This window comes from Cupriavidus basilensis OR16 (assembly GCF_000243095.1).
In the GTDB taxonomy this organism is placed as follows: Bacteria; Pseudomonadota; Gammaproteobacteria; order Burkholderiales; family Burkholderiaceae; genus Cupriavidus; species Cupriavidus basilensis_D.
This window is the reverse complement of the sequence record NZ_AHJE01000057.1, coordinates 1-23701: the sequence shown is the minus strand read 5'-3', so window position 1 is coordinate 23701 and position 23701 is coordinate 1. Positions and strand designations below refer to the sequence as shown.

At 65.8% G+C, this 23701-nt stretch carries 22 protein-coding genes and 3 pseudogenes; 13 read left to right on the top strand and 12 right to left on the bottom strand.

Annotation, left to right across the window (positions count from 1 at the left end; all coding sequences use genetic code 11):
- Window positions 1-61: 61 nt before the first annotated feature.
- Window positions 62-976: a helix-turn-helix domain-containing protein gene (locus OR16_RS21315; RefSeq protein WP_006160029.1), complete on the top strand. Its 915-nt coding sequence runs from the start codon at window positions 62-64 to the stop codon at window positions 974-976.
- A gap of 9 nt (window positions 977-985) precedes the next feature.
- On the opposite strand, the pseudogene OR16_RS21310 reads toward OR16_RS21315, so the two are convergent.
- From OR16_RS21310 to OR16_RS21285, 6 genes and pseudogenes are all read right to left on the bottom strand, one after another.
- Window positions 986-2502: pseudogene (locus OR16_RS21310) on the bottom strand (FMN-binding glutamate synthase family protein).
- Window positions 2503-2567: 65 nt separating this feature from the next.
- Complete coding sequence (locus tag OR16_RS21305) at window positions 2568-3530, bottom strand: alpha/beta hydrolase (protein ID WP_006160028.1); 963 nt, start codon at window positions 3528-3530, stop codon at window positions 2568-2570.
- A 159-nt stretch (window positions 3531-3689) separates the two neighbouring features.
- Complete coding sequence (locus OR16_RS21300) at window positions 3690-4154, bottom strand: HU family DNA-binding protein (protein WP_006160027.1); 465 nt, start codon at window positions 4152-4154, stop codon at window positions 3690-3692.
- 346 nt (window positions 4155-4500) lie between these two features.
- A complete protein-coding gene (locus tag OR16_RS21295; RefSeq protein ID WP_006160026.1) occupies window positions 4501-5874 on the bottom strand; it encodes an AMP-binding protein in 1374 nt (457 codons plus the stop codon).
- Window positions 5875-6006: 132 nt separating this feature from the next.
- Window positions 6007-6812: pseudogene (locus tag OR16_RS21290) on the bottom strand (cyclase family protein).
- A gap of 191 nt (window positions 6813-7003) precedes the next feature.
- Window positions 7004-7249 (bottom strand): hypothetical protein, encoded by a 246-nt coding sequence (locus OR16_RS21285; RefSeq protein ID WP_006160025.1) that lies wholly within the window; start codon window positions 7247-7249, stop codon window positions 7004-7006.
- 199 nt (window positions 7250-7448) lie between these two features.
- Between OR16_RS21285 and OR16_RS21280 the strand changes: the two genes are divergently transcribed.
- The 4 genes from OR16_RS21280 to OR16_RS46165 are packed head-to-tail and all read left to right on the top strand — an operon-like array spanning window position 7449 to window position 9663.
- Entirely contained in the window at window positions 7449-7796 is a 348-nt protein-coding gene (locus OR16_RS21280) for a PepSY domain-containing protein (protein ID WP_043420554.1), read from the top strand.
- Between the two features lie 6 nt (window positions 7797-7802).
- Entirely contained in the window at window positions 7803-8495 is a 693-nt protein-coding gene (locus OR16_RS21275) for a response regulator (protein ID WP_006160023.1), read from the top strand.
- A gap of 3 nt (window positions 8496-8498) precedes the next feature.
- A complete protein-coding gene (locus OR16_RS21270) occupies window positions 8499-9446 on the top strand; it encodes a hypothetical protein (RefSeq protein WP_237717162.1) in 948 nt (315 codons plus the stop codon).
- Window positions 9352-9663, top strand: coding sequence for an ATP-binding protein (locus tag OR16_RS46165; RefSeq protein WP_237717161.1), 312 nt, complete (start codon window positions 9352-9354; stop codon window positions 9661-9663). Before OR16_RS21270 ends, OR16_RS46165 begins: the two co-directional genes overlap by 95 nt.
- A 54-nt stretch (window positions 9664-9717) precedes the next feature.
- Here the strand turns inward: OR16_RS46165 and OR16_RS21265 are convergent, their stop codons facing one another.
- The gene (locus OR16_RS21265; protein ID WP_006160022.1) at window positions 9718-10737 is read right to left on the bottom strand and encodes a DUF1338 domain-containing protein; all 1020 of its coding nucleotides are present in this window, start codon (window positions 10735-10737) and stop codon (window positions 9718-9720) included.
- Window positions 10738-10871: 134 nt separating this feature from the next.
- Between OR16_RS21265 and OR16_RS21260 the strand changes: the two genes are divergently transcribed.
- Window positions 10872-11807: a LysR substrate-binding domain-containing protein gene (locus OR16_RS21260; RefSeq protein ID WP_006160021.1), complete on the top strand. Its 936-nt coding sequence runs from the start codon at window positions 10872-10874 to the stop codon at window positions 11805-11807.
- On the opposite strand, the pseudogene OR16_RS41600 reads toward OR16_RS21260, so the two are convergent.
- A pseudogene (locus OR16_RS41600) lies at window positions 11783-12109 on the bottom strand (DUF962 domain-containing protein); the annotation flags it as partial. The gene OR16_RS21260 and the pseudogene OR16_RS41600 sit on opposite strands and share 25 nt — an antisense overlap.
- A 219-nt stretch (window positions 12110-12328) precedes the next feature.
- Here OR16_RS41600 and OR16_RS21255 point away from each other — a divergent pair.
- Together OR16_RS21255 and OR16_RS21250 are read left to right on the top strand one after the other, a co-directional pair.
- Window positions 12329-13039, top strand: a complete 711-nt coding sequence (locus OR16_RS21255; RefSeq protein WP_006160019.1) for a Crp/Fnr family transcriptional regulator — start codon at window positions 12329-12331, stop codon at window positions 13037-13039.
- 72 nt (window positions 13040-13111) lie between these two features.
- A complete protein-coding gene (locus OR16_RS21250; RefSeq protein ID WP_006160018.1) occupies window positions 13112-13975 on the top strand; it encodes an arylamine N-acetyltransferase family protein in 864 nt (287 codons plus the stop codon).
- A gap of 9 nt (window positions 13976-13984) precedes the next feature.
- Here OR16_RS21250 and OR16_RS21245 read toward each other — a convergent pair whose 3' ends face one another.
- On the bottom strand, window positions 13985-14758 hold the full coding sequence (locus OR16_RS21245; RefSeq protein ID WP_006160017.1) for a TraB/GumN family protein: 774 nt from the start codon (window positions 14756-14758) through the stop codon (window positions 13985-13987).
- Between the two features lie 354 nt (window positions 14759-15112).
- Between OR16_RS21245 and OR16_RS21240 the strand changes: the two genes are divergently transcribed.
- The 3 genes from OR16_RS21240 (at window position 15113) to OR16_RS21230 (ending at window position 18721) form a co-directional block, all read left to right on the top strand.
- On the top strand, window positions 15113-15877 hold the full coding sequence (locus tag OR16_RS21240) for an SDR family oxidoreductase (protein WP_006160016.1): 765 nt from the start codon (window positions 15113-15115) through the stop codon (window positions 15875-15877).
- A gap of 199 nt (window positions 15878-16076) precedes the next feature.
- Window positions 16077-17825, top strand: coding sequence for a class I adenylate-forming enzyme family protein (locus tag OR16_RS21235; protein ID WP_006160015.1), 1749 nt, complete (start codon window positions 16077-16079; stop codon window positions 17823-17825).
- 92 nt (window positions 17826-17917) lie between these two features.
- Entirely contained in the window at window positions 17918-18721 is an 804-nt protein-coding gene (locus OR16_RS21230; protein WP_006160014.1) for an acid phosphatase, read from the top strand.
- Between the two features lie 66 nt (window positions 18722-18787).
- On the opposite strand, the gene OR16_RS21225 is transcribed toward OR16_RS21230, so the two are convergent.
- Complete coding sequence (locus OR16_RS21225; protein ID WP_006160013.1) at window positions 18788-19546, bottom strand: SDR family oxidoreductase; 759 nt, start codon at window positions 19544-19546, stop codon at window positions 18788-18790.
- Between the two features lie 78 nt (window positions 19547-19624).
- Entirely contained in the window at window positions 19625-20134 is a 510-nt protein-coding gene (locus OR16_RS21220) for a CreA family protein (protein ID WP_006160012.1), read from the bottom strand.
- Window positions 20135-20754: 620 nt separating this feature from the next.
- Here OR16_RS21220 and OR16_RS21215 point away from each other — a divergent pair.
- A complete protein-coding gene (locus OR16_RS21215) occupies window positions 20755-21957 on the top strand; it encodes an ammonium transporter (RefSeq protein WP_006160011.1) in 1203 nt (400 codons plus the stop codon).
- Window positions 21958-22191: 234 nt separating this feature from the next.
- Window positions 22192-23022 carry a mechanosensitive ion channel family protein gene (locus OR16_RS21210; protein ID WP_006160010.1) on the top strand — a complete coding sequence of 277 codons (831 nt, stop codon included), beginning with the start codon at window positions 22192-22194 and terminating at the stop codon, window positions 23020-23022.
- 47 nt (window positions 23023-23069) lie between these two features.
- Here OR16_RS21210 and OR16_RS21205 read toward each other — a convergent pair.
- Window positions 23070-23701, bottom strand: a 632-nt coding sequence (locus tag OR16_RS21205; protein WP_423739672.1) for an MFS transporter, incomplete at its 5' end; no start/stop codon positions are given.

Genomic DNA, 23701 nt, shown 5'->3' with positions numbered 1-23701 from the left:
CGCGGATGGACAGATCCGCCCCCTGGCGAGACAATTGGCACCCCGGTGCTGCCCCCGCCCCATGAAAACCGTCCCGACCTATTCGCTCTATGGGGTCAACTCCAACGAGCCCCTGCTGGAACAACTGCATTTCGAGTCGATCCCGGAGCGCAGCGGCATCAATGACTGGGAGATCAAGCCGCACCGCCACGAGCGCTTCTTCCAGGTTCTCTACGTGCACGAGGGGGGCGGCCGCGCGCTGCTCGACGACCGCGAGTACCCGCTGGGCTCGCGCACCGTGGTGACGGTGCCGCCGCGCTGCGTGCATGGCTTTCGGTTTACGCCTGACGTGGACGGCATCGTGATCACCATGACCGATCACTACCTGCACACGCTGCTGGCTGGCGTGCCGGATGCGCTGCCGCTGTTCGAGCGGCCCTACCACGACCAGTTCGCTGACCCGGCCCGTGCAGAGTGCGATGACGCCACCGTGCTTGCCGGGGCGCTGGAACTGTTCCGTGCGGAAATGAACGCGGTCTCGCTGTGGCGCGGCGCGGCCTTGTCGGCGCTGCTGTCCTTGCTGCTGGTCGGTATTGCCCGGCGCGCTTCGGGCGCGGGTGCAACCGGGGCGCAGCCGGCGGGCAGGACCGCACGCCATTTTCAGCAGTTCCAGCAATTGGTGGAGGCACGTTTTCGGAACCACCAGGATCTGGCCGGCTATGCCGACACGCTCGGTATCTCGCCCACCCAGCTCAACCGCATCTGCCAGCAGCTTGCCGGCAGGAGCGCGCTGCAGCTGATCCATTCGCGCCTGATCGTGGAGGCGCAGCGCGATCTGCTCTATAGCGATCTCGATATCAAGCAGATCGCCTCGACGCTGGGCTTTGCGGATGCCGCGTATTTCGCGCGCTTCTTTGCCAAGCATGTCGGGCAGGCGCCCAGCGCATTCCGCCAGCACGGGCGCGCCCGCCTGCCGGCGCCGCAAGCCGCACGCTAGCGCAGCGCTTTACATCGCGAAACTGTCGGAGCGCGCCAGCGGCCAATACTTCTCGTAGAGCTGGTAGCGGAAATTGCCGTTGATCAGGTCTCCCGGCGTCAGGAACTTGAGCAGTTCGGACATCAGCCGCACTTCGTTGGGCGAGATACGCCGCACGATATGGTGCGGCTTGAGATCGGCCGGATGATGCAGGCCGGCTGCCTGCAGGATTTCCAGCAACGCATGCAACGTCTGGCGGTGGAAGCTGGCTACGCGATCCGCCTTGTCCGGCACCACGATGGCGCGCTGGCGCACCGGATCCTGCGTGGCCACGCCCACGGGGCAGCGGTCGGTATGGCATTTTTGCGCCTGCACGCAGCCAAGCGCAAACATGAAGCCGCGCGCCGAGTTGCACCAGTCGGCACCGGTGGCCAGCGTGCGCGCCACATCGAACGCCGTGATGATCTTGCCGCTTGCGCCAACGCGGATCTTGTCGCGCAGGTTCACGCCAACCAGTGTGTTGTGCACCAGCAGCAGCCCTTCCTGCAGCGGCACGCCGATATGGTCGACGAACTCCAGCGGCGCCGCGCCCGTGCCGCCTTCGGCACCATCCACCACGATAAAGTCGGGCAGGATGCCGGATTCCAGCATGGCTTTGACGATGCCGAAGAATTCCCACGGGTGCCCGATGCAAAGCTTGAAGCCGGTGGGCTTGCCGCCGGACAGCGTGCGCAGCCGATCGACAAACTGCAGCAGGCCAAGCGGTGTGGAAAACTCACTGTGGGTGGCCGGCGAGATGCAATCCTCGCCCATGCCAATGCCGCGCGTGGCGGCAATCTCCGGCGTCACCTTGGCCGCCGGCAGCACGCCGCCGTGGCCCGGCTTGGCGCCCTGGGAGAGCTTGACCTCGATCATCTTGACCTGCGGCGAGCGTGCCTGCTCGGCGAACTTGTCCGGGTCGAAGCCGCCATCGGGACGCCGGCAGCCGAAGTAGCCGGAGGCCACCTCCCAGATCAGGTCGCCGCCTTCGGCACGGTGGTACGGCGAGATGGACCCTTCGAGAAGCTCATGGCCGAGACGTTGAAGATCGACAGCGAGTACGGCTGGGCGCGGCCCTCGCCCACGGTGATGCGGAAGTCGGCGGAGGGGATGCGGGTCGGTGCGAGCGAGTGGCTGATCCACTCATGGCCCGCCAGGCGCACATCGATCTCGGTGCCAAAGGGCCGGCTGTCGACCTCGTTCTTGGCACGCTGGTAGACCAGGCTGCGCTGCTGGCGCGAGAACGGCATCTCGTTGGTGTCGTCCTCGATGAAATACTGGCGGATCTCCGGGCGGATGAACTCGAACAAGAAGCGCAGGTGGCCCCAGATCGGATAGTTGCGCAGGATGGAGTGGCGCGACTGGCTGATGTCATGCAGGCCAACCAGCAGCAGCACGACGGGCCCAGCCAGCCACGCCGGGGAAATCCGGTGACCGGCGGCAAGTGCGCCAAGGATCAGCAAGGCGAGCACGGTCAGCCAGACCGCGCCATAACGACGAGAAAGCATGGGGACTCCCTAACTACTTTAGGCCGGCACCTGGCCGGCAACCCCGCGATTATCGCCGTTCCTTGCTACATCGGCTGATACCCGGTTGCAGCGCCCTGCCCAGCGCGCACCTCCGGCGGCCGCTGCGGAGCGTCCTCGGCCTCGATGGCGGCGACGATCTGCGCGAAGGCGGCATTGGATTCCGGCATTGGCAACAGCATCCACACGTGGAACATGCCCTCGTATTCGTAATACCGCAGCGGCAAGCCCTGCTGCTCCGCAAGCGCGCGGTAGGCGCGGCAGTCTGGCAGCAAGACGTCGTGGGTGCCGATGAACAGCGTCACGGGTGGCAGGCCACGCAGGCTGCCGTAGAGGGGGCTGACCTGCGGCAGGGTGACGGGATCGCCGCCAGCATAGACGCGTCCGCACTCGATACCGCCGGGCTTCGACAGCATCGGATCGAGGGGCTCGAGCGCATCGATGGCCGGGTTGCTGCCGGTGGCATCCAGGAACGGCGACAGCAAGACCAGGCGGCCAGGCAGCGCGCGTCCGGTATCCCGGGCCACTTGCGCCAGCGCGAGCGCCATGCCGCCGCCAGCGGAGTCGCCCATGACGGTCAGGCTGGCGGGCGGCATGCCGCGGACCAGCTGGTCGTAGAGCGGCAGTAATCCTGCAAAAACTTCACGGTGGGTATGCTCGGGCGCCAGCGGATAGATCGGCACGACCACCGTCGCGCCGAGCGCGTCCACCAGCTTGCCGATGAAGTCCCAGTGCTGGCTGACGATATCGAAGACGTAGCCACCGCCATGCAGGTAAAGGATCTGCCTGCCGCTGTCGTTGCCGCGCGGGCGCACGGTATAGACCTCCACGCCGGCCACAGGTTCCATGCTCACCTGGTGACGCGCCAGCAAGCTCGGCGTGGGCTCCGCGCGGCCGATCTTGCGCCGACGGCGGATTTCCTCATGCAGCGCCTGCGCGCTGGAAAAACGCTGTTTGCGCCGGACCAGGCGCAAGGCAAGCCGCCACAGGCGGCACTGGATGCTAGGCATGACGATCTCCCGGTGTGGTGCGCCGGCTTCATTGGCGGCCGGCTGAGGAACTGCGGAAACTACCAAAACAGCGGGAACTACGGGCACGGCAACGTATTCGCCAGATATAAAAAAGGAGCCGGCTAGCGGCTCCTTTTCAAGCTGGAAACAGGGCCCCTATCAGGCGGCAGCTGCGTCCTTCAGCTTCTTCAGCGGGCGTACCTTGACCTTGACGCTGGCCGGCTTGGCCGGGAACCAACGCTCTTCACCGGAGAACGGGTCCTTGCCGAAGCGCTTCTTCTTGGCCGGTACTTGCTGAGCCGTGACCTTCATCAGGCCAGGCAGCGTGAATTCGCCGGCGCCCTTCTTGTGCAGCGCGCTGACGATGGTGTTTTCCAGATGGGCCAGCACCGTCTTCACGGCCTTGGCTTCCAGCTGGGTCTGTGCTACCAGGTGAGCGACCAGGCTCGACTTGTTGAAGGTTTCCTTCAGCGGGCGCGGGGTCACCGCGGCAGCCGGAGCAGCCTTCTTGGCCGGCACGGCCTTCTTGGCAGCCGCCTTTACGGGAGCGGCTTTGGTTGCCGGTGCCTTCTTGGCAGCGGTCTTGGTTGCAGTCTTCGCGGTCGGATTCGCTTTGGTCGCCATATCGATAAATATGAGTTGAACAGAATGATGTCGCACGGGATGTCGCATCGGATGTCGCTCGACGCTTCGTCGATCGACTATCGGCGTGCGGCATCGACTGAATCATAGCGGAAACAACGAGACGTCAAGGGGTTTTCGTGTGTGCGAGTGTAAAAACCGGGGTTTTCCCCGGGTTTTTTTGAGGTTTTGCCTCGCGCGGCCTGCCGTTGTGTCGCGCAGACGCAGCAGTGGATGCGTCCGCTGACTCTATATACAAGGGGTAAACGCGTGATTTCGTCTTTTTTGCCACGCCGGATGCCGCGCGCGCGCCGAGGATTTCAGCCGCCTTCTTGCGCGCACGGCACCCTCAGCCGCGCAGCTCGCGCCGCAGGATCTTGCCCGTGACCGTCTTCGGCAACTCGTCGATGATCTCCACCACGCGCGGGTACTTGTAGGCTGCCATGCGCTCCTTGCACCAGGCCAGCAGCGCTTCCGGCGTGACGCTGGCCTGCGGCTTCAGGCTGACCACGGCCTTCACCGTCTCGCCACGATAGGCGTCGGGGATGCCCACCACGGCTGCCTCGCGCACCGCGGGATGCGTATACAAGACGTCTTCCACCTCGCGCGGCCAGACCTTGTAGCCGGCGGCGACGATCATGTCCTTCTTGCGGTCGAGGATATAGTGGCCAAACCTGGCTTGGAATTGCTCCACTACACTCGGCGGGATCGGCGCGCCGCCCGAGTAGATCTTGCCCAGCGTGGCGAAATGCTCGCGGGTCGCCTCGGGATGATTCATCAGCGCGATGAAGACCGTGATCGAGCCGATGGTGAACTCGACCCGCCGGTCGCGGATGGCCTCCAGGACCACGCCCGGCTCGAAACGGCAGGCCAGCACCAGCGGCGCGGCACAGATGAACGCCGCTGCCACGTGCCCCACCAGTCCGGTGATATGGAACAGCGGCGCCACACCCAGGATCGGGCCGCCCTCCCGCAAACCGATCCAGTCGCGGTACACCTGCGCATTGAAAGCAACATTGCCATGGGTGTTCATCGCGCCTTTGGGCACCCCTGTGGTGCCGGAGGTGTACACCAGCATCGCGACGTCGTTGGCCGAAAGCGCAACCGGCGCGGGGCTCTGGCCCAGGTGCTCTTGCACCAGCGCCAGCAGATCGGGCACGCCATCGGCGGACTGGCGCTTTGCCGCGGCAAACAAGCGCGGATCGGCGCGCGTCTGGAAATCCAGCTCGGACGTCGTGATCACCTCGGGCAGCGCCAGGGGCGAGGCACCGCCGCCCTGGCCGCCGCGCTCGGCGTCGAACAACCCGCTGACCACGTCGGCATAGAGCGATTCGTGGCAGATCAGCACCTTCGCGCCGGAGTCGGCCAGCACCAGGCGCAGCTCGCGTGCGCGGTTCATCGGGTTGACGGGCACCGCGATGGCGCCGAGCTTCCACGCGGCAACCAGCCCGATGACAAACTGGGGCACGTTCTGCAGGTATAGCGCGACGCGCTCGCCGCGCGTGCAGCCGCGCGATGATAGCGCTACCGCCAGCGCATCGGAGAGCGTATCCACCTCGGCATAACTGAGCGTGGCGTCGAAATAATGGATCGCCGGGCTGGCCGGCGCGCGGTCCGCCGCGGCCCGGAAAATGGACAGCGCGTCGGTAAATTGCGGGGTAATGGTGTGCGGCTGGCCAGCGTTGTAGCTGGAGAGCCAGGGCTTCTCTTCATAGGGCGTCATGAGGCACCTCGATAGGCACGGCGGGGAGTGTCAAGGATAGCGCTTGGTCGGAACGAAGCTGGCGCTACCCGGCGGAAGCTGCCGTTCAGGCTTCTCCACCGGGCGGCGCCGGGGGCTGGTTTTCTGCCTGGCTTACTTGATCACCACCGGGTTGACCGGCGCGCCGCTACCGTTCACTACCTTGAGCGGCGCCGCCGTATACAGGAACGTCCACTGCTGATCGTGCGCGCAGTCCGCCGCGAGCGGGTCGAGCTGGGCGATCTCGGTCAGGGTGATGCCCAGGTTGCGCATCAGCGCATTGTGCAGCGGCAATGCCACGCCCGAGACCGGGTCCACCGTCACCTCGTTGGCGATCGTGTCGGTGACGAGGTTGGGGATCTCCATGCGATGGAACCACTCGACCAGTTCGGGGCTGTAGGTCAGGCCGGGCTCGACGAACTCGCGGTAGAACTCGGCCTGGTCGCGCTTGTAGAACGAGCCGATCCAGCCGGTGCGGATCACCAGGATGTCGTGCTTCTCGATGCGCACGCCCTGCATTTCGGCGGCGGCGAGCAAGTCCAGGTGGGTGAAGGTCTCGCCCGGCGCGAGCACGTCCTTGCCGCGATGGCGCGCCATGTCGATCAGCACGCCGCGCCCGACCACGCCGCGCTCCGCGATCGGCAGGACGCTGGCTTTTTCCAGGCCGCCGATCGTGGACTTGGCATCGTAGCCGTTCCACAGCTGATCGCCGTACCAGACATGGCCCAGGGCATCGTACTGGGTGGAGCCCTGCAGGTACATGATCATCATGTCGTCGGCGTACTCGGCCTCGCCGGGAGCACCTCCGCCTGGGTCAGGTAGTTGAGCGATCCAACCTCATCATCCGGCCCCCACTTGCCCCAGTTCTTTGGTGCATCACGCAACAATTCGGCTACCAGCGGGACGTTCTTCGATTCCATGCCATGTCTCCTTGGTGGATTGACCCTGAGGGATCGCACTGTGCCGGTCATGCCCCCCGCGCATGGTCAACCATGCGCGGGGGGCATAAATTAGAACGGTCGTGCGCTTTTATTGTGAATCGAGTGTAGGACCAGGCGCAGGAAGAAGTCCAGACATGGAAAACCCGTCCGCGGGCGTCAGGGACTTTGCCTCAGTCGTCCAGGCCAAAGGCCAGCAGCGGACCAAGCACCAGCGCCCCGAGCACGATCATGGACAGGCCGCTGTCCATGTGCTTCCATTCGTGCAGCACGGCATGCGCATCGACCTGCGCCCAGAACAAGGACACCACGCCAAGCAGGACGACGATCACCGCCGCGGCCAGCGCGAGGCCGTCGCGCGTGGCGCGGCGGTGGATATCGGAAGGGCTATCATTGGGGGTGCTGCGGATGGCTTGCATGGCATGGCTCCTGGATCCAGATGGCGATGACGATCTGTGGCGCCGATTCTGGCAATCTCTGCCTGAACCGCTGCTGAGTGCCCCGTTCAGCTTGCGTTCAGCCACGGCATGGCAGACTGCATTGATCAACCAAGGCTTGCCCACAACCGGTTTGCCCCGCTCCCTCACGCCATTGCCTTCGTCCCACACCGCGCGATCCGTGCGCACCGCATTCCTGCCGCGCGCCCTGTTGCCGCTGGTCGCCGCCCTGTCGTTGCTGCTGGCAGTCCCGCCGCCCGCCCATGCCGACAAGGACGCCGACCGCGCCCGCGCCGCCGTGCAGTCGGGCGAGATCCTGCCGCTCACGCGCATCCTGGAGGCGGTGTCGGCGCAATACACAGGCGATGTGATCGGCGTCAAGCTCGACCGCGACGATGGCGTCTGGCAATACGAGGTCAAGCTGCTGCTGGCGAGCGGCTCGGTCGCCAAGCTCGAATACGATGCAAAGACCGCCACCCTGCTCAAGGCCAAGGGACGCGATCTTGACCAGGCCCGCAAGAAACCCTGATTCCCCATGCGCATCCTGCTGGTAGAAGACGAGGCCGTGCTGGCCGCCCAGATCCACGCCGCGCTGGTCAACGCGGGCTACGCGGTCGATACGGCCGCGGACGGCATCGATGCCTGGCACCTGGGCGCCGAAGCGCCCTACGATGTCGTGGTGCTCGACCTTGGCCTGCCGGGGCTCGACGGACTGTCCGTGCTGCGCCGCTGGCGCGCCGCGCAGGTGAACCTGCCGGTGCTGATCCTGACCGCGCGCGACAGCTGGACCGACAAGGTGGAGGGCATCGATGCCGGAGCCGACGACTATCTCGCCAAGCCTTTCCGCATGGAGGAGTTGCTGGCCCGCATCCGCGCGCTGATCCGCCGCGCCCATGGCATGTCGGCGCCCGAGCTGGCCTGCGGCCCGGTTCGGCTGAACGCGCGCACCGGCGTGGTGACCGTCGATGGCAGTGCGGTGGTGCTGACCGCGCATGAGTTCAAGGTGCTGGATTACCTGATGCACCATCCGGGCGCGATCATCAGCAAGACGGTGCTGACCGAGCACATCTACGCGCAGGATTTCGACCGCGACAGCAACACCATCGAAGTCTTCATCGCACGGCTGCGGCGCAAGCTTGGCGTGGACGTGATCGAGACCGTGCGCGGGCAAGGCTACCGCCTGCGCCCGCCGGCATCTCGCGGCGCCCCCGCAGCCGCCGCGAACTGACCCATGCGCCAGTCACTAGCCATCCGCCTGCTCGCGGTCGCGGCCATCTGGCTGGCCGCGGCGCTCAGCGGCACCGGCTGGCTGCTCTCCACCCTGTTCGCGCGCCACGTCAACGACACCTATGTGCGGCAGCTCGACAACCAGCTCACCAGCCTCGCCGCCGCGCTGGACTGGAGCCCCGACGGCAAGCTCACCTTGACCCGCACCCCGGCCGACCCGCGCTTTGCACTGCCCTACTCCGGCGCCTACTGGCAGGCGCAGGCGGCGGGGGCCACGCTGCGTTCACGCTCGCTCTGGGATGCAGAGATGCCCGCCACGGTGGGCAATAAGGTGGCGGGCAGCCACGCCGAGATCCGGCCCGGGCCAAACGGGCAATCGTTGCTGGTGGTGTCGCGCCCCATCGTGCTGGCGTCGGCCGATACGCCGGTGATGCTGTCGGTGGCGCTGGACCGCACCGAGCTGCGGGCGGCGCGCCAGGCCTTCAACCGCTTGCTGGGCTGGTCGCTGACGGCGCTGGGCGCCGGCCTGCTGCTGGCGGTGGCGGCCCAGGTCAAGTTCGGCCTTGCGCCGCTGGCGCGGCTGCGCGAAGCGCTGGCTACCCTGCAAGCCCGGCGCGAGAGCCGCCTGGGCGGCACGTGGCCAGCCGAGGTAGTGCCGCTGGTCACCGAGATCAATACCTTGCTAGCGCGCAACGCCGACGCGCTGGAGCGCTCGCGACGCCAGGCCGCCGACCTCGCCCACGCCGTCAAGACGCCCTGCGGGCGAGCTGGCGCGCGCGCTGACCCGCCTGCACAGCGGGCGCGAGATCGAGATCCAGGTGGAAGGCAACGGGCACTTCGCCGGCGATCGCCAGGACTTGATCGAGATCCTTGGCAACCTGCTCGACAATGCCTGCCAATGGGCGCGCTCGCGTGTTCGCGTCAAGCTCGCGGAGCGTGGCGGCATGCTTGAGGTCGTGGTGGAAGACGATGGGCCGGGCATGCAGGCCGAGGCCCACAAGCTGGCTGCGGCACCCTTTGGGCGGCTGGATGAGTCCGCTGCCGGCAGCGGACTGGGTCTGGCCATCGTCAGCGAGATAGCAGCCCTATATGAAGGGGGGCTGGAGCTGGGCAACAGCGAGCTGGGCGGGTTGCTGGTCCGCCTGCGCCTGCCGGCCGGCCAGCCATAAATCAAAAAAAGGGCCGGACGAGCCGACCCTTTTCCGATCTCCGCATGCCCTGCTTTAACAGGCCGCAGTCATCTTGAAGATGCCTTGCGCATTGCCCGCATCGAACGACAGGTCCAGCGTGCCGCCTGCGGCCTCTGTCGCGGGCACGAAATCGCGCGTGATGAACTCGTAGAACGAGCCCGGCACGCTGCGCCTGACCACCGCGCCGTCGGCACCGACAAACCCGCGCTCCACCGGATCGGCCTTGAATGCCGTCTGCAGGACCCGCCCGGAGCGCGACACTTCCACCGAATCCTTGATGGGACGGCCCAGGCTGCGCTGCGCATCGGCCACGGCACGCACATCCGCCACGCGGTCGGTGGCGTGGTTGAAGGCATTGCCCTCGGTGGAAATCCAGGCCATCTCGGCCGATTCCTTCAGCAGCAATTCATAGTCGGCCAGCGCCGGCTCGGCGTGCTGGCGGGCGAAGCAGGCCGCCAATTGCGGCACCAGGCGTGCCGCATCGGCCATCGGCAGGCTCGCGTCGCGCTCGAGCAGGGCCAGTTGCGCCACAGCGTCGTCGCCTAGCGGATCGTCGGATCGCGACACCACGCGCGACACGGCGGCCTGGAACCCGGCGCTGAAACGCTCGGGATGCAACTCGCTCAGGAAGTACTGGGCAATATCGTCAGGCAAGTCGGCATGCGCGTACGAGCGGCCCGTCATGCCGATGCGATCGAGCGGATAGGTGCCGTTGAGGCGGTAGCCCAGCGGCGCCAGGATGCGGGTGAAAGCGATCTCGCCCGCGGGCAGGTTGCCGCAATCCCACTTCACCGTGCGCAGCGCGCCGTGGTCGAACACCACTTGCCCGCCCGCCTGGATCACGTCGCGGGTATAGGCCATGCCGGTCGGCACGCGCTCGAGGATGCCGGCGAACAGCACCATATTGAGCGCCTGCGCCACTTCGGCGCGGCTGGCTTGTTCACTGGTGGAAGACAGCAGTTGCGGAGAAACATTCATCAATTGCAGCAACTCGGCTGCCTGGGTCTCGCCACAAACGGTCTCGAGGAGGCGTTGCAGATTCGGCTTCGTCATGGTCTATGCGCTGGAATTCGTTTGTTTTCGGGGGATGGCGGGGGCCGGTGGCCTCCGGGTGGGGCTTATTGTGCGACCGCGGCAGACTTCGTACAATTGATAACTTCGCACCAACTTCCTTCCAAAAACGCACTATGCGCAAAGGCATTCCCAGTCTCACGGCACTGCAGATGTTCGAGGCCGCGGCACGCCTGGGCAGCTTTACCCGCGCCGCCGACGAGTTGGCGGTGACAGAGAGCGCGGTTTGCAGGCAGATCGCAGGGCTGGAGGCACGGCTTGGCGTGCCGCTGTTTCACCGCATCCGCAAGCGCATCGTGCTGACCCCGGCCGGCGGGACTTATGCCGAAGAAGTGCGGGAACGGCTTGACCAGATCGAACAGGTAACGCTGGATGTGATGGCCCAGCGCCCGCGCGGGCGCGCCATCGAGTTGGCGATCGGCCCCACCTTTGCCAGCCAGTGGCTGATCCCCCGCCTGCCGCAACTAGCGCGCGCCCTGCCCGATCTCACGCTGCATCTGTCGGCGCGCACCGAGGCGTTCGAGCTCAGCGATACCGCGTTCGACGCGGCAATCTATTACGGTGAAGGCCTGTGGCCGGGCACGCAGGGCGAGCGGATCCTGCAGGAAGGCCCGTCGGTGCCGGTGTGCAGCCCCGCCCTGCTGGGGCGCCGCAAGCGGCTAGAACTGGATCAGTTGCTGGCATTGCCGCTGCTGCACCTGAACACGCGCTTGCGCGCCTGGGGCGACTGGCTCGCCGCCACGGGCGCGGCACTGCCGGCACAAGCCTTGCGCGGCCCGCGCTACGATCTCTACACCATGCTGGCGCAGGCGGCGGCCGCGGGCATCGGCGTAGCGCTGATCCCGCGCATTCTGATCACAGAGGAACTGGCATATACCGGCGCAGATCGACAATCGCAAGGCCTATTACTTCGCCCACGCGCGTGGGCGCTGACGGCCTCGCGGGTGTCGCGCGCCAGGCCCATCGCGAAAGCCACCTCGGCCACCAGGAAAAGCGGCCCGATCAGAAGCCCGACAAGGTCATCCACAAACGCCGGCTTGCGGCCTTCGTAATAGTGGCCGACGAACTGGATGAGCCAGCCCGCCACGAACAGCCCTATGCCCCAGGCCAGCCACGCGCCGGTGGACAGCGCCGCAATCGCCCCGCCGGCGTAGACGAAGCCAGCCAGGATCACCGTCATCGCCAGCCCGAAGCCCGCCGACAGGCGCAGGTAGAACAGGCAGGACAGGCCATACATGACCATCGCCGGCGTCAGGTACGCCGAACCATCGTCGCCCAGCGGCATGGCCGGACGCGCCAGCAGCGTGGTCACGGCCAGCACGATCATGGGGATGCCGATGAAATGGCTGAACACATTGCGCGCGTCGCGGTGATAGGCTGCATAGTTAGCCAGGTGATCGATCAGTGTCTTCAAGGGGTCTCCTGCCGGGGCATCGTTGTGGCCGCGTATCTGCGGTCGCGCATCCGTGGCCACCTATTGCGGCTACGCTTGCGCCCGTATATTAATAGGCAGGAAAACGCCCGTCTGTCCGGTTTTTGACAGTCCGCAAGGGCATCGACCAAGGAGACCATCATGCGCTTGGCAACCCCCGGCCAGCACGAGCCGGCCCTGGATCCGCTGCGCGCCTTGCGCGGCGGCAGCTGGTTTGGCGCCTTGCCAGCAGCCATGCGGGACGCCCTGCTGCGGGACGCGGCCACGCGCAAGCTGGCAGCGGGCCAGTTGCTGTTTACCCGCGGCAATGCCTTCGACGGCATCTATGGCGTGGTCGCCGGCACGGTGCAGATCGACACCCACAGCGAATCCGGCAAGGCCGCTTTGCTTGGCCTGCTGGGGCCGGGCAGCTGGTTTGGCGAGATTTGCCTGTTCGACGGACTCGAGCGCACGCACGACGCCCATGCCACCAGCGCGGCCACCGTGCTGCACCTGCAGCGCGACAAGCTCTACGCGATGCTGTCCATGCATCCCGAATGGTGGCGGGAGTTCGGCAAACTGCTCGCCGGCAAGACCCGCGAGGCCTTTCATTACGTCGAAGAAACGCAGTTGCTGCCCCCGCTGGCGCGCACCGGGCGCCGGCTGGTAGCCATTGCCCAGGCCTATGGCGACCTGCCCGGGCTCGAACGCCGCTCCGTGCATATCCCGCAGGAGCAACTCGGCCAGATGCTCGGGCTGTCGCGCCAGACCGTCAACCAGGCCCTGCGCGAACTCGAAGCCCGCGGGCTGTTGCGGCTGCACTACGCCGACATCGAGCTGATCGACCTGCCCGCATTGCTGGCGCTGAGCTGAGCTCAGCTGAGAGCATCGTCCTTTCCGATTCGTTCAGCTTGCGCTGGCAGCACAAGCCAACCCAACATCGCCATGACCTCACTAGACGACACCCGCCTGCAAGCCTATCTCAGCCGCATTGGCCATCCGCTGCCCGGCCAGCCGGACCTCGCCACGCTCGACAGCCTGATCGCCGCGCAGCTAGCGCACGTCCCCTTTGAAAATGTCGACGTATTGCTGCAACGCCCGATCAAGATCAGCCTGGACGCGGTGTTCGACAAGCTGGTCGCCAACGCGCGCGGCGGCTATTGCTTCGAGCAAAACACCTTGCTTGCCGCCGCGCTGCGTGCGCTTGGCTACAGGGTCACCCCGCTTGCCGCCCGCGTGCGCTGGAATGTGCCGGAAGACGTGCCCACCATGCAATCGCACATGCTGCTGCGCGTAGAGGCCGCGCATCGCAGCTATATCGTGGACGTGGGCTTTGGCGGCCCTACCCCGTATCGCGCCATGCCGCTGCCGCAAGCGGAGCCAGCCGATCCGTCGTTCCCGTACCGCCTGTCGAGCGTTGAGGCGTCAGCGTCAGGTGCGGCCTTTCACGTCTACGACCTGGAGGTCAGGAACGCGAGCGCCTGGTTCAAGCTCTACCAATTCGATCTTTCTCCGCAACAGGCCATCGATTTCGAGTCCCGCAACTGGTACACCTCCACGCATCCCGACAGCTTGTTCCGCAACGCCCTGACCCTGGCTCGCTCGCAGGACGACGCCCGGCTGACGCTGGTCAACGGCGACTTTGCCGTGCGCGCGGCCGATGGCAGCGTGCAGCGCCAGCAACTGGAAACGCCGGCGGCCATCCTCCAAGTGCTGGGGGATCGCTTCGGGCTGGCGCTGGATCCTGCCAGCCAGGCGCAATTGGCCGGGATATTGCCCGCGCTGATTGAAGCGCGCCGCAACAGATAGGCGTTCGCCTCACCAGGGCTCGGGCAGCAAATCGAACCCGGCGGCCCCAAGCAGCGCCGGCAGCCCCGCGTCGCCCACCATGTGCAGGGCACCAGCCACGATCAGGGTCGGCACGCGATCCGCGATCAGCGCTCGGATCTTCGGTACCCACAGCCGGTTGCGAGCGTCGACCAGCACCGCCAGCGTGTCCGGCCACTGGCCGCGGCGCTGCGCGAGCAGCGTGGCGAACGGCCCGGCCTGCCCCTGCCGCCACCAGCGCACCATATCGGCCGGCTCGGCCGCGGCCAGCTCCGGCTGTTCGGCGAAGAAGGCCAGCATTGAAACCTGCTCCGCCAGCGGCACGCACTGCAACATGCGTAGCGCCTCTGCGCCATCCTCCAGTGCATCCGTTGCCCGCCCATCCGCGGCGGTGCGCCCCCACAAGAAACGATCAACGCCGTGCTGCGCGAGGATGCCGTGCCTGGCGGCCACCGCGAACTGCAAGTGCATCGCGGCGAACACGGGCCGCAGGCGCTCCAGCTCCGGGCCGGGCAGGCCGAAATCCAGCCAAAGCGCGCGCACCTGCTCGAAGGTGGCCGGATGCAGGTGCTGGCTAAGACCATCGCCTTCCGGGAAATACGCCGGCCCAAAGTCAGGCGGCTGGTCCAGCGCCACTTCGAAGACCACCCGCGCCGAAGCCCGATAGGCGCGCTCCGCGGCCGGCACCAGCGCCGACAACGGCGCATCCAGCACGTGGATCGCTCCGAGCAGGTAGACCTCGGTACCCCTGATTTGCCAAAGCATGAAACGCTTACCTCGTCCTTTGTTGCTAGTTGTGGCCTGTTACGGCCTGTTATGGCTTGTTTGCCGTTTGTGGGCCCGGACCTCATGCCGCAGTCAGGCAAGACGTCATGCACCGAATGCATTGCCAACAGAAAATTCTCTGATAAGCCAGGCTGGCAGCCGATTTGCCTGTGGACTGAGCCATGCCTCCCAACCATAATGTACCGGCCGGTAGCACCCTGATGCTCGCAGGCTTCTGCGCGAACCGCTGTGCAGAACCCGCACCGGGCAGTGCTGCCAAGATGCAGATTCCATAGCGCCTTTTAATGATCATCTGGCCCCGCCCCGCGAGGACCAGGACACCAGGAGACACGCATGTCATTGTTCGACCTGACCGGCAAGGTTGCCGTCGTCACCGGCTCTTCACGCGGCATCGGCCGCGCCATCGCCGAGCAGATGGCGGTGCAGGGAGCCAAAGTCGTGATTTCCTCCCGCAAGGCCGAAGCCTGCCAGGAAGTCGTCGATGCCATCAATGCCAAGCACGGCGCAGGCACCGCGATTGCCGTGCCGGCCAATATCTCCTCCAAGGAAGACCTGCAGCGCCTGGTCGACCAGACCAACAGCACGTTCGGCAAGATCGACGTGCTGGTCTGCAACGCGGCCTCCAATCCCTACTATGGACCGATGAGCGGCGTGACCGATGAACAGTTCCGCAAGGTACTGGACAACAACGTCATCTCCAACCACTGGCTGATCCAGATGGTGGCGCCACAGATGCTTGAACGCAAGGACGGCTCGATCATCATCGTGTCGTCCATCGGCGGCCTGCGCGGCTCGCCCACCATCGGCGTGTACAACGTGTCGAAGGCGGCCGACTTCCAGCTGGCGCGCAACCTCGCGGTGGAGTTCGGCCCGAGCAACGTGCGCGTGAACTGCATTGCTCCTGGCCTGATCCGCACCGATTTCGCCAAGGCGCTGTGGGAGGATCCGGAGCGCTACAAGCTGTCGACGCAAGGCGCGCCCCTGCGCCGCATCGGCGAGCCGGTGGAGATCGCCGGCGCCGCGGTGTTCCTGGCCTCCTCGGCCAGCACCTTCATGACCGGCCAGGCCATGGTGGTGGACGGCGGCGTCACGATCTGAGCCGCCACGCAGCTGCTGTTCCCGTTCCGGGCTCGCTCCGGGGCCAGGGCCCAATGCCCGATGCCTGAGGCCTGAGCCGGGCACTTCGTGCCCGCGTGCATTGCCGCCCGCCTTTCCGGGCAGGCGCCGCATGCGGGCAAGCTTGCGCACCGGCATGCCAGAGCGTTGCCCATCCTGCCATGCAGTCAGGGAGGCACCGATGTCGAACAACCCGCAATCCGCTACGACCTGGCCGGCTATCAGCCTGGCCGAGGCCCACGCCCGCCTTACCGCACCCGGCACCCCGTTCGAAACCGAAACGCGCGTGATCCGGGGCATTTCCACCGTGGTTTGGAAAAATGCGCCGCCCACGCTGCGCGATCTATTCCTGCAAGCGCGCGCGCTTGGTGACAAGACCTTTGTCGTCTATGAAAACGAGCGCGTCTCTTACGGAGCGTTCGCACGCGCTGCGATCACCATCGCCCATGCGCTGATCCGCGACGGCATCAAGAAAGGCGACCGCGTGGCGCTGGCCATGCGCAACCTGCCGGAATGGCCCGCGGTCTTCTATGGCACCCTGCTGACGGGCGCCATCGTCACGCCGCTCAATGCCTGGTGGACGGGGGCAGAGCTGGAATACGGCCTGGCTGATTCCGGCAGCAAGATCGCCATCGTTGACGATGAACGCCTGGGCCGCATCATCGAGCACCTGCCAGGCTGCCCCGCGCTGGAGAAAATCTACGTCAGCCGCACCGAAACCCCGACGGGCGATGCGCGCATCGCCACGCTGGAAAGCCTGATCGGCAAGCCTGAGCAATGGGCATCGCTGCCCGATCTGCCGGTGCCGGACGTGGCCATCGACACCGACGACGACGCCACCATCTTCTATACCTCGGGGACCACCGGCAAACCCAAGGGCGCGCTTGGCACCCACCGCAACGCCACCACGGTGGCCATTGCTGCCGCCTTCAGCCCGATGCGCAATTGCCTGCGCCGCGGCGAAGCGATCCCCGCGCCGGATCCGGCCGCGCCGCAAAAAGGCATGCTGCTGTCGGTGCCGTTCTTCCACGTGACCGGCTGCATGGCGGCGCTCAACGGCGCGCTTGCCAGCGGCGGCAAGCTCGTGTTGATGCGCCGCTGGGACGCCGTGCGTGCCATGGGCCTGATCGAGCGCGAGCGATGCACGGCTGCCGGCGGCGTGCCCACCATCGCCTGGCAGATCATCGAGCATCCGGAGCGTGAGCGCTTCGACTTGTCCTCGCTGGAAAACGTGAACTACGGCGGCGCCCCCGCGTCGGCCGAACTGGTGCGCCGCATCAAGGAAGTGTTCCCACATTCGGCCCCCGGCATTGGCTGGGGCATGACCGAAACCTCCGCTACCTTCACCAGCCACAGCGCCGAGGAATATGTGGAGCGGCCCGAAAGCGGCGGCCCGGCATTGCCCATCGGCGAGATGAAGGTGGTGGACGGACGCGGACGCAGCTTGCCCACCGGCGAAACCGGCGAACTGATGGTGCGCGGCGCCAACGTGGTGCGTGGCTACTGGAACAAACCGGAAGCCACCGCGCAGACCTTCATCGACGGCTGGCTCAAGACGGGCGACATCGCCCGACTGGACGAGGAGGGCTTTGTCTACATTGTCGATCGCATGAAGGATATGTTGATTCGCGGCGGCGAGAACATCTACAGCATCGAGGTCGAGAGCGCGCTGTACGACCACCCGGCGGTCATGGATGCGGCACTGGTCGGCATTGCCCACCGCACGCTAGGCGAAGAACCCGCGGCCGTGGTCAGCCTGAAACCAGGCGCGCAGGCCACCGAGGCGGAACTGCAGGCTTTCGTGGGCGAGAGGCTGGCAGCCTTCAAGGTGCCGGTGCGGATTGTTTTCTGCCCCGACATGCTGCCGCGCAATGCCAACGGCAAGATCCTGAAATCGACACTGCGCAAGATGTTCGATCCGGCTGCTTGAGATCACGGGAACCCAGACAGATGCAACTACGCCACCCACCGCAGTCCCGAGAGCAATGCTTGCCACGCCCAGCCCGCCGGCGGTACGCCGCCATGCCGGTCATGGCAGGCGCCCTGCTTGTTGCCGGCTGTGCAAGTTTCGATCAAGGCAGCGTCAGCCCCGTGCCCGAAATACGCCCCGGCGTCCTCTCCGGCTACCTGCCCACGCAGGCGCGGCCGGACAGCTTGCTGCTGGTGCCCCCACCACCTGCCCCCGGGTCTGCGGCCCAGGCGCTAGACGATGAAACGTCACGCGCCAACCTGGCCTTGCGTGCAACGCCACGGTGGCGTCAGGCCACGCTGGATGCCAACCTGAAATTCCCGGAGGCCGCGCAATCCTTCTCCTGCGCACTGGACGCGCCGGTATCCGAGCAACTGACACCCAGGCTGTACCTGCTGCTAAGGCGCACCCTGGCCGATGCCGGCTTGTCGACCTATGCCGTGAAGGACAAGTACACGCGCGCCCGGCCGTTCATGGTCAACCACCAGCCCACCTGCACGCCCGACGAGGAGGCCAAGCTGGCCAAGGATGGCTCCTACCCGTCCGGGCACAATGCCGTTGGCTGGGCGTGGGCACTGGTGTTGGCAGAGATTGCGCCAGAGCGCTCCAACGCCATCCTGGCGCGCGGGCTGGCGTACGGGCAAAGCCGGCTGGTCTGCAATGTGCATTGGCAAAGCGATGCCACGCAAGGCCGCGTGATGGGCGCGGCCACCGTGGCACGGCTGCATGCCGAGCCCACGTTCAGAGCTGACCTGGCTGCGGCAAAGGCAGAGCTTGCCGATATCCGTGCCAAGGGCCTGAACCCGGCAGGCGATTGCAAGGCGGAGAGTGAGGCGCTGGCCCCGACAGCCAGATAGCCAGATAGCTCAGGGCAGCCACCTTGCCGATCCAAAACGGCAAGGCGGCGCTGCGGCTCGTGGCGTTCAGCCGCGCCCGACGAACGGCATCTTGGTCGCCATGACCGTCATGAATTGCACATTGGCATCGAGCGGCAGGTTGGCCATGTGCACCACCGAGCTTGCCACGTGCGCCACGTCCATCAGCGGCTCGGGCGCGATCTCCCCATTGGCTTGCGGCACGCCGCGCGCCATACGCGAGGCCATGTCGGTGGCGGCGTTGCCGATATCGATCTGCCCGCAGGCGATGTCGAACGCGCGGCCATCCAGCGAGATGCTCTTGGTCAGCCCGGTGATGGCGTGCTTGGTAGCCGTGTACGGCACCGTATTGGGACGCGGCGCGTGCGCCGAGATGGAGCCGTTGTTGATAATGCGGCCGCCACGCGGGCTCTGCGACTTCATCAGCGCAAAGGCGGCGCGCGAGCACAGGAAGACGCCGGTCAGGTTGGTGTCGAGCACCGCTTTCCATTGCGCAACCGACAGCTCATCGATCGACACCGCTGGCGCATTGATGCCCGCGTTGTTGAACAGCACGTCGAGACGGCCGAAATGGTCGCGGACCTGGGCGAAGAGACTCTCCACCGAAGCCGGATCGCTGACGTCGCACTGTACCGCCAGCGCCGTATGGCCCTCGGCCCGGGCTTGCGCGGCCAGTGCCTCGAGGGGCTCGGCGGTCCGCCCGGCAAACACCACCCGATAGCCCGCCACGAGCAGCGCCTGCGCCACCGCCTTGCCGATGCCGCGGGCCGCGCCCGTTACCAGCGCAACCTTGCCTTGCTCACTCATGCTGTCTTCTCCGGACTGGATTGTGGAATGGGTCGTGGATCGTGACACGGATGCCTCAATGCCTCGATGCCTGGATGCCTACTTGACCGGGATCGGCGTTGCGGCCGCCACCGGCACGGCTGTCACACTATTTTGCGGGCTGCCGGACACGATGCGGTCCGAGTAGGTCAGGTAGACCAGGGTATTGCGCTTGCGGTCCACCGTGCGCACCACGTGCAGGGTCTTGAACAGGATCGACATGCGCTCGGAAAACACATTGTCCTGCTGGCGCAGCGGCCCCTTGAACGTGATCGGCCCGACCTGGCGGCAGGCGATGGAGCTTTCCGCCGGGTCTTCGGCCATGCCCAGCGTGCCCTTGATACCGCCGGTGCGAGCGCGTGACACGTAGCAGGTCACGCCATCAACCAGCGGGTCGTCATAGGCCTCAATCACGACCTTGTCGGAACCGGTCATGCGGAAATTGGTGCTCACACTGCCGATTTCCTCGGCTTGCGCGGCCGGCGCCAGCAGTGCCAGCGCCGCCAGTGCTGCAGCATTGCTCAGTTCCGCGTCAGCGGCGATGGCAGATACCAGTTCACCTTTATTCATGGCTGATTTCCCTTGTTGGTCGTCTTGATCGGAGTGTCTGCCACGCGGCAAATTACCGATCGGCGCAGTCTAATCCGCGCTTTACGCATTGGGCAATCCCCAGTGGCACCAATGCAACGAAAAAAGCCGCAAATCCTTGAGTCAAGCGCCTTTGCGGGGAATTTACCCCGCCTTTTCCATGCTTTCAAATGCGGCCGTCAAGGGTAATGGCCATTCGAACGCCCGTAGGGGATGACGACATTGCTTGACAAGGCCGGGCCGTCTCCGCACCCGCCGCGCCGTCATCGGGATCGCCCGACCGGCTCTCGATGGACGGCTTGATCGGCCGCATCCCGGTGGTTTCGGACCGCCCCATGGCAACCCATTATGGTGCATGAAGCTGGCGAGCGAGCGCCCCAAAGCGGAGCATTGCATCATTTTGGCGCACGCCCCGTACACCGGGCATGCCGGTCGCATGAGGATCGCACCCCAAATCATGCATCGCAATCCGTGCCGCACCCCAATCGAGCGCGACAAACCGGTGCAAAACCCACCAACACGGTGCAGTTTCCCGGCCGAGACGCCCCAGACTGGTACGCTTTTTGCGTCCGTGTGCTCCCATTTTGCGCATTGAGGATTGTATGGACAATTGGAAGAGCGGTACCGATGCCCTGTTTATCTTGCTAGGAGCGATCATGGTGCTCGCCATGCACGCGGGCTTCGCGTTCCTGGAACTGGGCACGGTACGCAAGAAGAACCAGGTCAATGCACTGGTCAAGATATTGGTGGATTTTGCCGTTTCCACGATCGCCTATTTCTTTATCGGCTACACCGTGGCCTACGGGGTCGAGTTCTTCACCAGCGCCCACGCGTTGGCGGAGCGCAGCGGCTATGAGTTGGTGAAGTTCTTTTTCCTGGCAACGTTTGCCGCCGCCATACCGGCAATTATTTCTGGCGGGATTGCCGAGCGCTCGCGCTTCAATCCGCAACTGGTAGCCACCTTCGTCCTGGTTGGCCTGGTCTACCCCTTCTTCGAAGGCATTGCCTGGAACAACCGCTTCGGCGTGCAAGACTGGATCACCTCGGTCGCGGGCGCGCCGTTCCACGACTTCGCGGGCTCGGTCGTGGTCCATGCCATGGGTGGCTGGATCGCGCTGCCCGCCATCTTGCTGCTGGGCGCGCGCCGCGGCCGCTACCAGAAAGACGGCCGCATCAGCGCGCACCCGCCCTCGAACATTCCGTTCCTGGCGCTGGGTGCATGGGTGCTGGCGGTAGGCTGGTTCGGTTTCAATGTCATGAGCGCGCAAACCGTCGACAAGATCAGCGGGCTGGTGGCCATCAACTCCCTGATGGCCATGGCCGGCGGCACGCTGGCCGCCTGGGCGGCCGGCCGCAACGACCCCGGCTTTGCCTACAACGGCCCGCTGGCGGGGCTGGTGGCGGTCTGCGCCGGATCCGACCTGATGCACCCGCTGGGCGCGCTGGTCACGGGTGCCATCGCCGGCGTCCTGTTCGTCTACCTGTTTACGCTGGCCCAGAACAAGTGGCATATCGATGATGTGCTGGGTGTCTGGCCGCTGCACGGGCTGTGCGGCGCATGGGGCGGCATTGCCGCCGGCATCTTTGGCAGCAAGTCGCTCGCGGGCATCGGTGGCGTTTCGCTCGGCGCGCAGTGCATCGGCACGTTGCTTGGCATCGTGATCGCCCTGGTGGGCGGCACCGTGGTCTACGGCACGCTCAAGAAGCTAGTGGGCATCCGGCTTGACGCTGAATCGGAATACAACGGCGCGGACCTGTCGCTGCATCGCATCTCCGCCACGCCGGAACGCGAAACCAACTGGTAGGGCACGGCGCGAAGGGGCACAACGCCCTCGCACCGCGCCTGCCCCCTCTCCTGCGAGCCATAGCCGCGAGTGGCGCCCTGCGCCCTTTGCGGCCATTTTGTGCTTGAACTTCCGCTCGCTGCGTAGCAATAATGCGTTGCCCGCCTTCGCGCCCCGCCCCCCCCACGCGCCCGGGCTTCCGCTGCATGATGTTACTTGAATGAGTACCTACCGAGCCAGCAAGGGAGAAACGCGATGGATGCTACAACGCTGCAGAAGTATCAGGATGTTGTCGTCGCCTATGCGACGGAAGTCGGGTTCAAAGTCATCGCCGCCCTCGTCTTCTGGGTGGTTGGCCGGTGGCTGATCCACGTCGTGGTGCGGATGGTGCAAGGGTCCCTGACCAAGCAGAAGGTCGACCCGACCTTGCTGCGCTACGTCGGCTCCATCGTTACGGTGACCTTGAATATCGTGCTGGTGATCGGGATCCTGGGTTACTTCGGCATCCAGACCACCAGCTTTGCCGCGCTGATCGCGGCCGCCGGCATCGCCATCGGCATGGCGTGGTCGGGGCTGATGTCCAACTTCGCGGCAGGCGCTTTCCTGGTGGTGCTGCGGCCCTTCAAGGTCGGGGATTTCGTCACCGTGGGCGGAGTGACCGGCACCGTCAGGGAGATCGGCCTGTTCGCCACCACGCTGGACACGCCTGACAATGTCCTCACCGTCGTAGGCAACAACAAAGTCTTTGCGGACACCATCCAGAACTTCAGCGCCAACGCGTACCGCCGGGTCGAGCTCAAGGCCCAGCTGGCCGGAAGCACCGACGTGGCGGCGGCCGTCACCCTGCTCAAGGAACGGTTGGCCGCGCTGCCCAACGTGCTGGCCGAACCGTCGCCCGACGTCGAGATTATCGAGTTCACCCTGGTGGGGCCAGTGCTCGCGGTACGTCCGTACTGCCATACCGACCATTACTGGCAGGTCTATTTCGACAGCAACCGCATGATCCGCGAGAGCTTTGGCGAGGCCGGTTTCGCCGCGCCCATGCCCGCCCAACTGGTGGTGCTGCAAAACAGCGCGGCCGCTTAGCCGTGAATCGACCGGATGGTGCGGCCGCGTGCAGCCGGGCCGCCCCGCTACGCCATCAGGGCCCAGTTGGTTCGGCGCTTTGCACCGTAGCGCCTGAACGGCCAAAGGCCCGCATCAGCACGGCGCCGGTACCGCAAACGCCCATGACCACCGCCAGCGGCAGCGCGCTGCCGTCGCGCCAGAAGCTGACGGCGGCGCCGGCCAGGGTCCAGGGTGCCCAGGGAGAATTGCAGCGTCCCCATCAGCGCGGAAGCGGTACCGGCGCGATGGCCCTGCCGGTCCATGGCCAGTGCGGAGGCGTTCGGCAGGATGCAGCCGAGACTGGCGATAAACACAAAAAAGCCTGCCAGCAGCACAGGCAACGGCGCCAGGCCGGCCAGCACGGCAGCGGCCAGCGCAAGTCCGGCCAGGCACGGCGCGACCAGCGCGCCGCGCAACACGTGGTCGAGCGTGCGGTTGCGCACCAGGCGTGCGTTGAGCTGCGACATGCCGATCAGGCCCAATGCGTTGGCGCCGAACACCAAGCCGTAATGGGAGGGATCGATGCCATGCAACTCGATCAGCACGAACGGCGAGCCCGCGATGTAGGCAAACATGCCCGCCTGCGCGCAGCCAGCCGACAGCGAATAGCCGACGAAAACCCGATCTCGCAGCAACTCGCCGTAGTTGGAGAGCACAC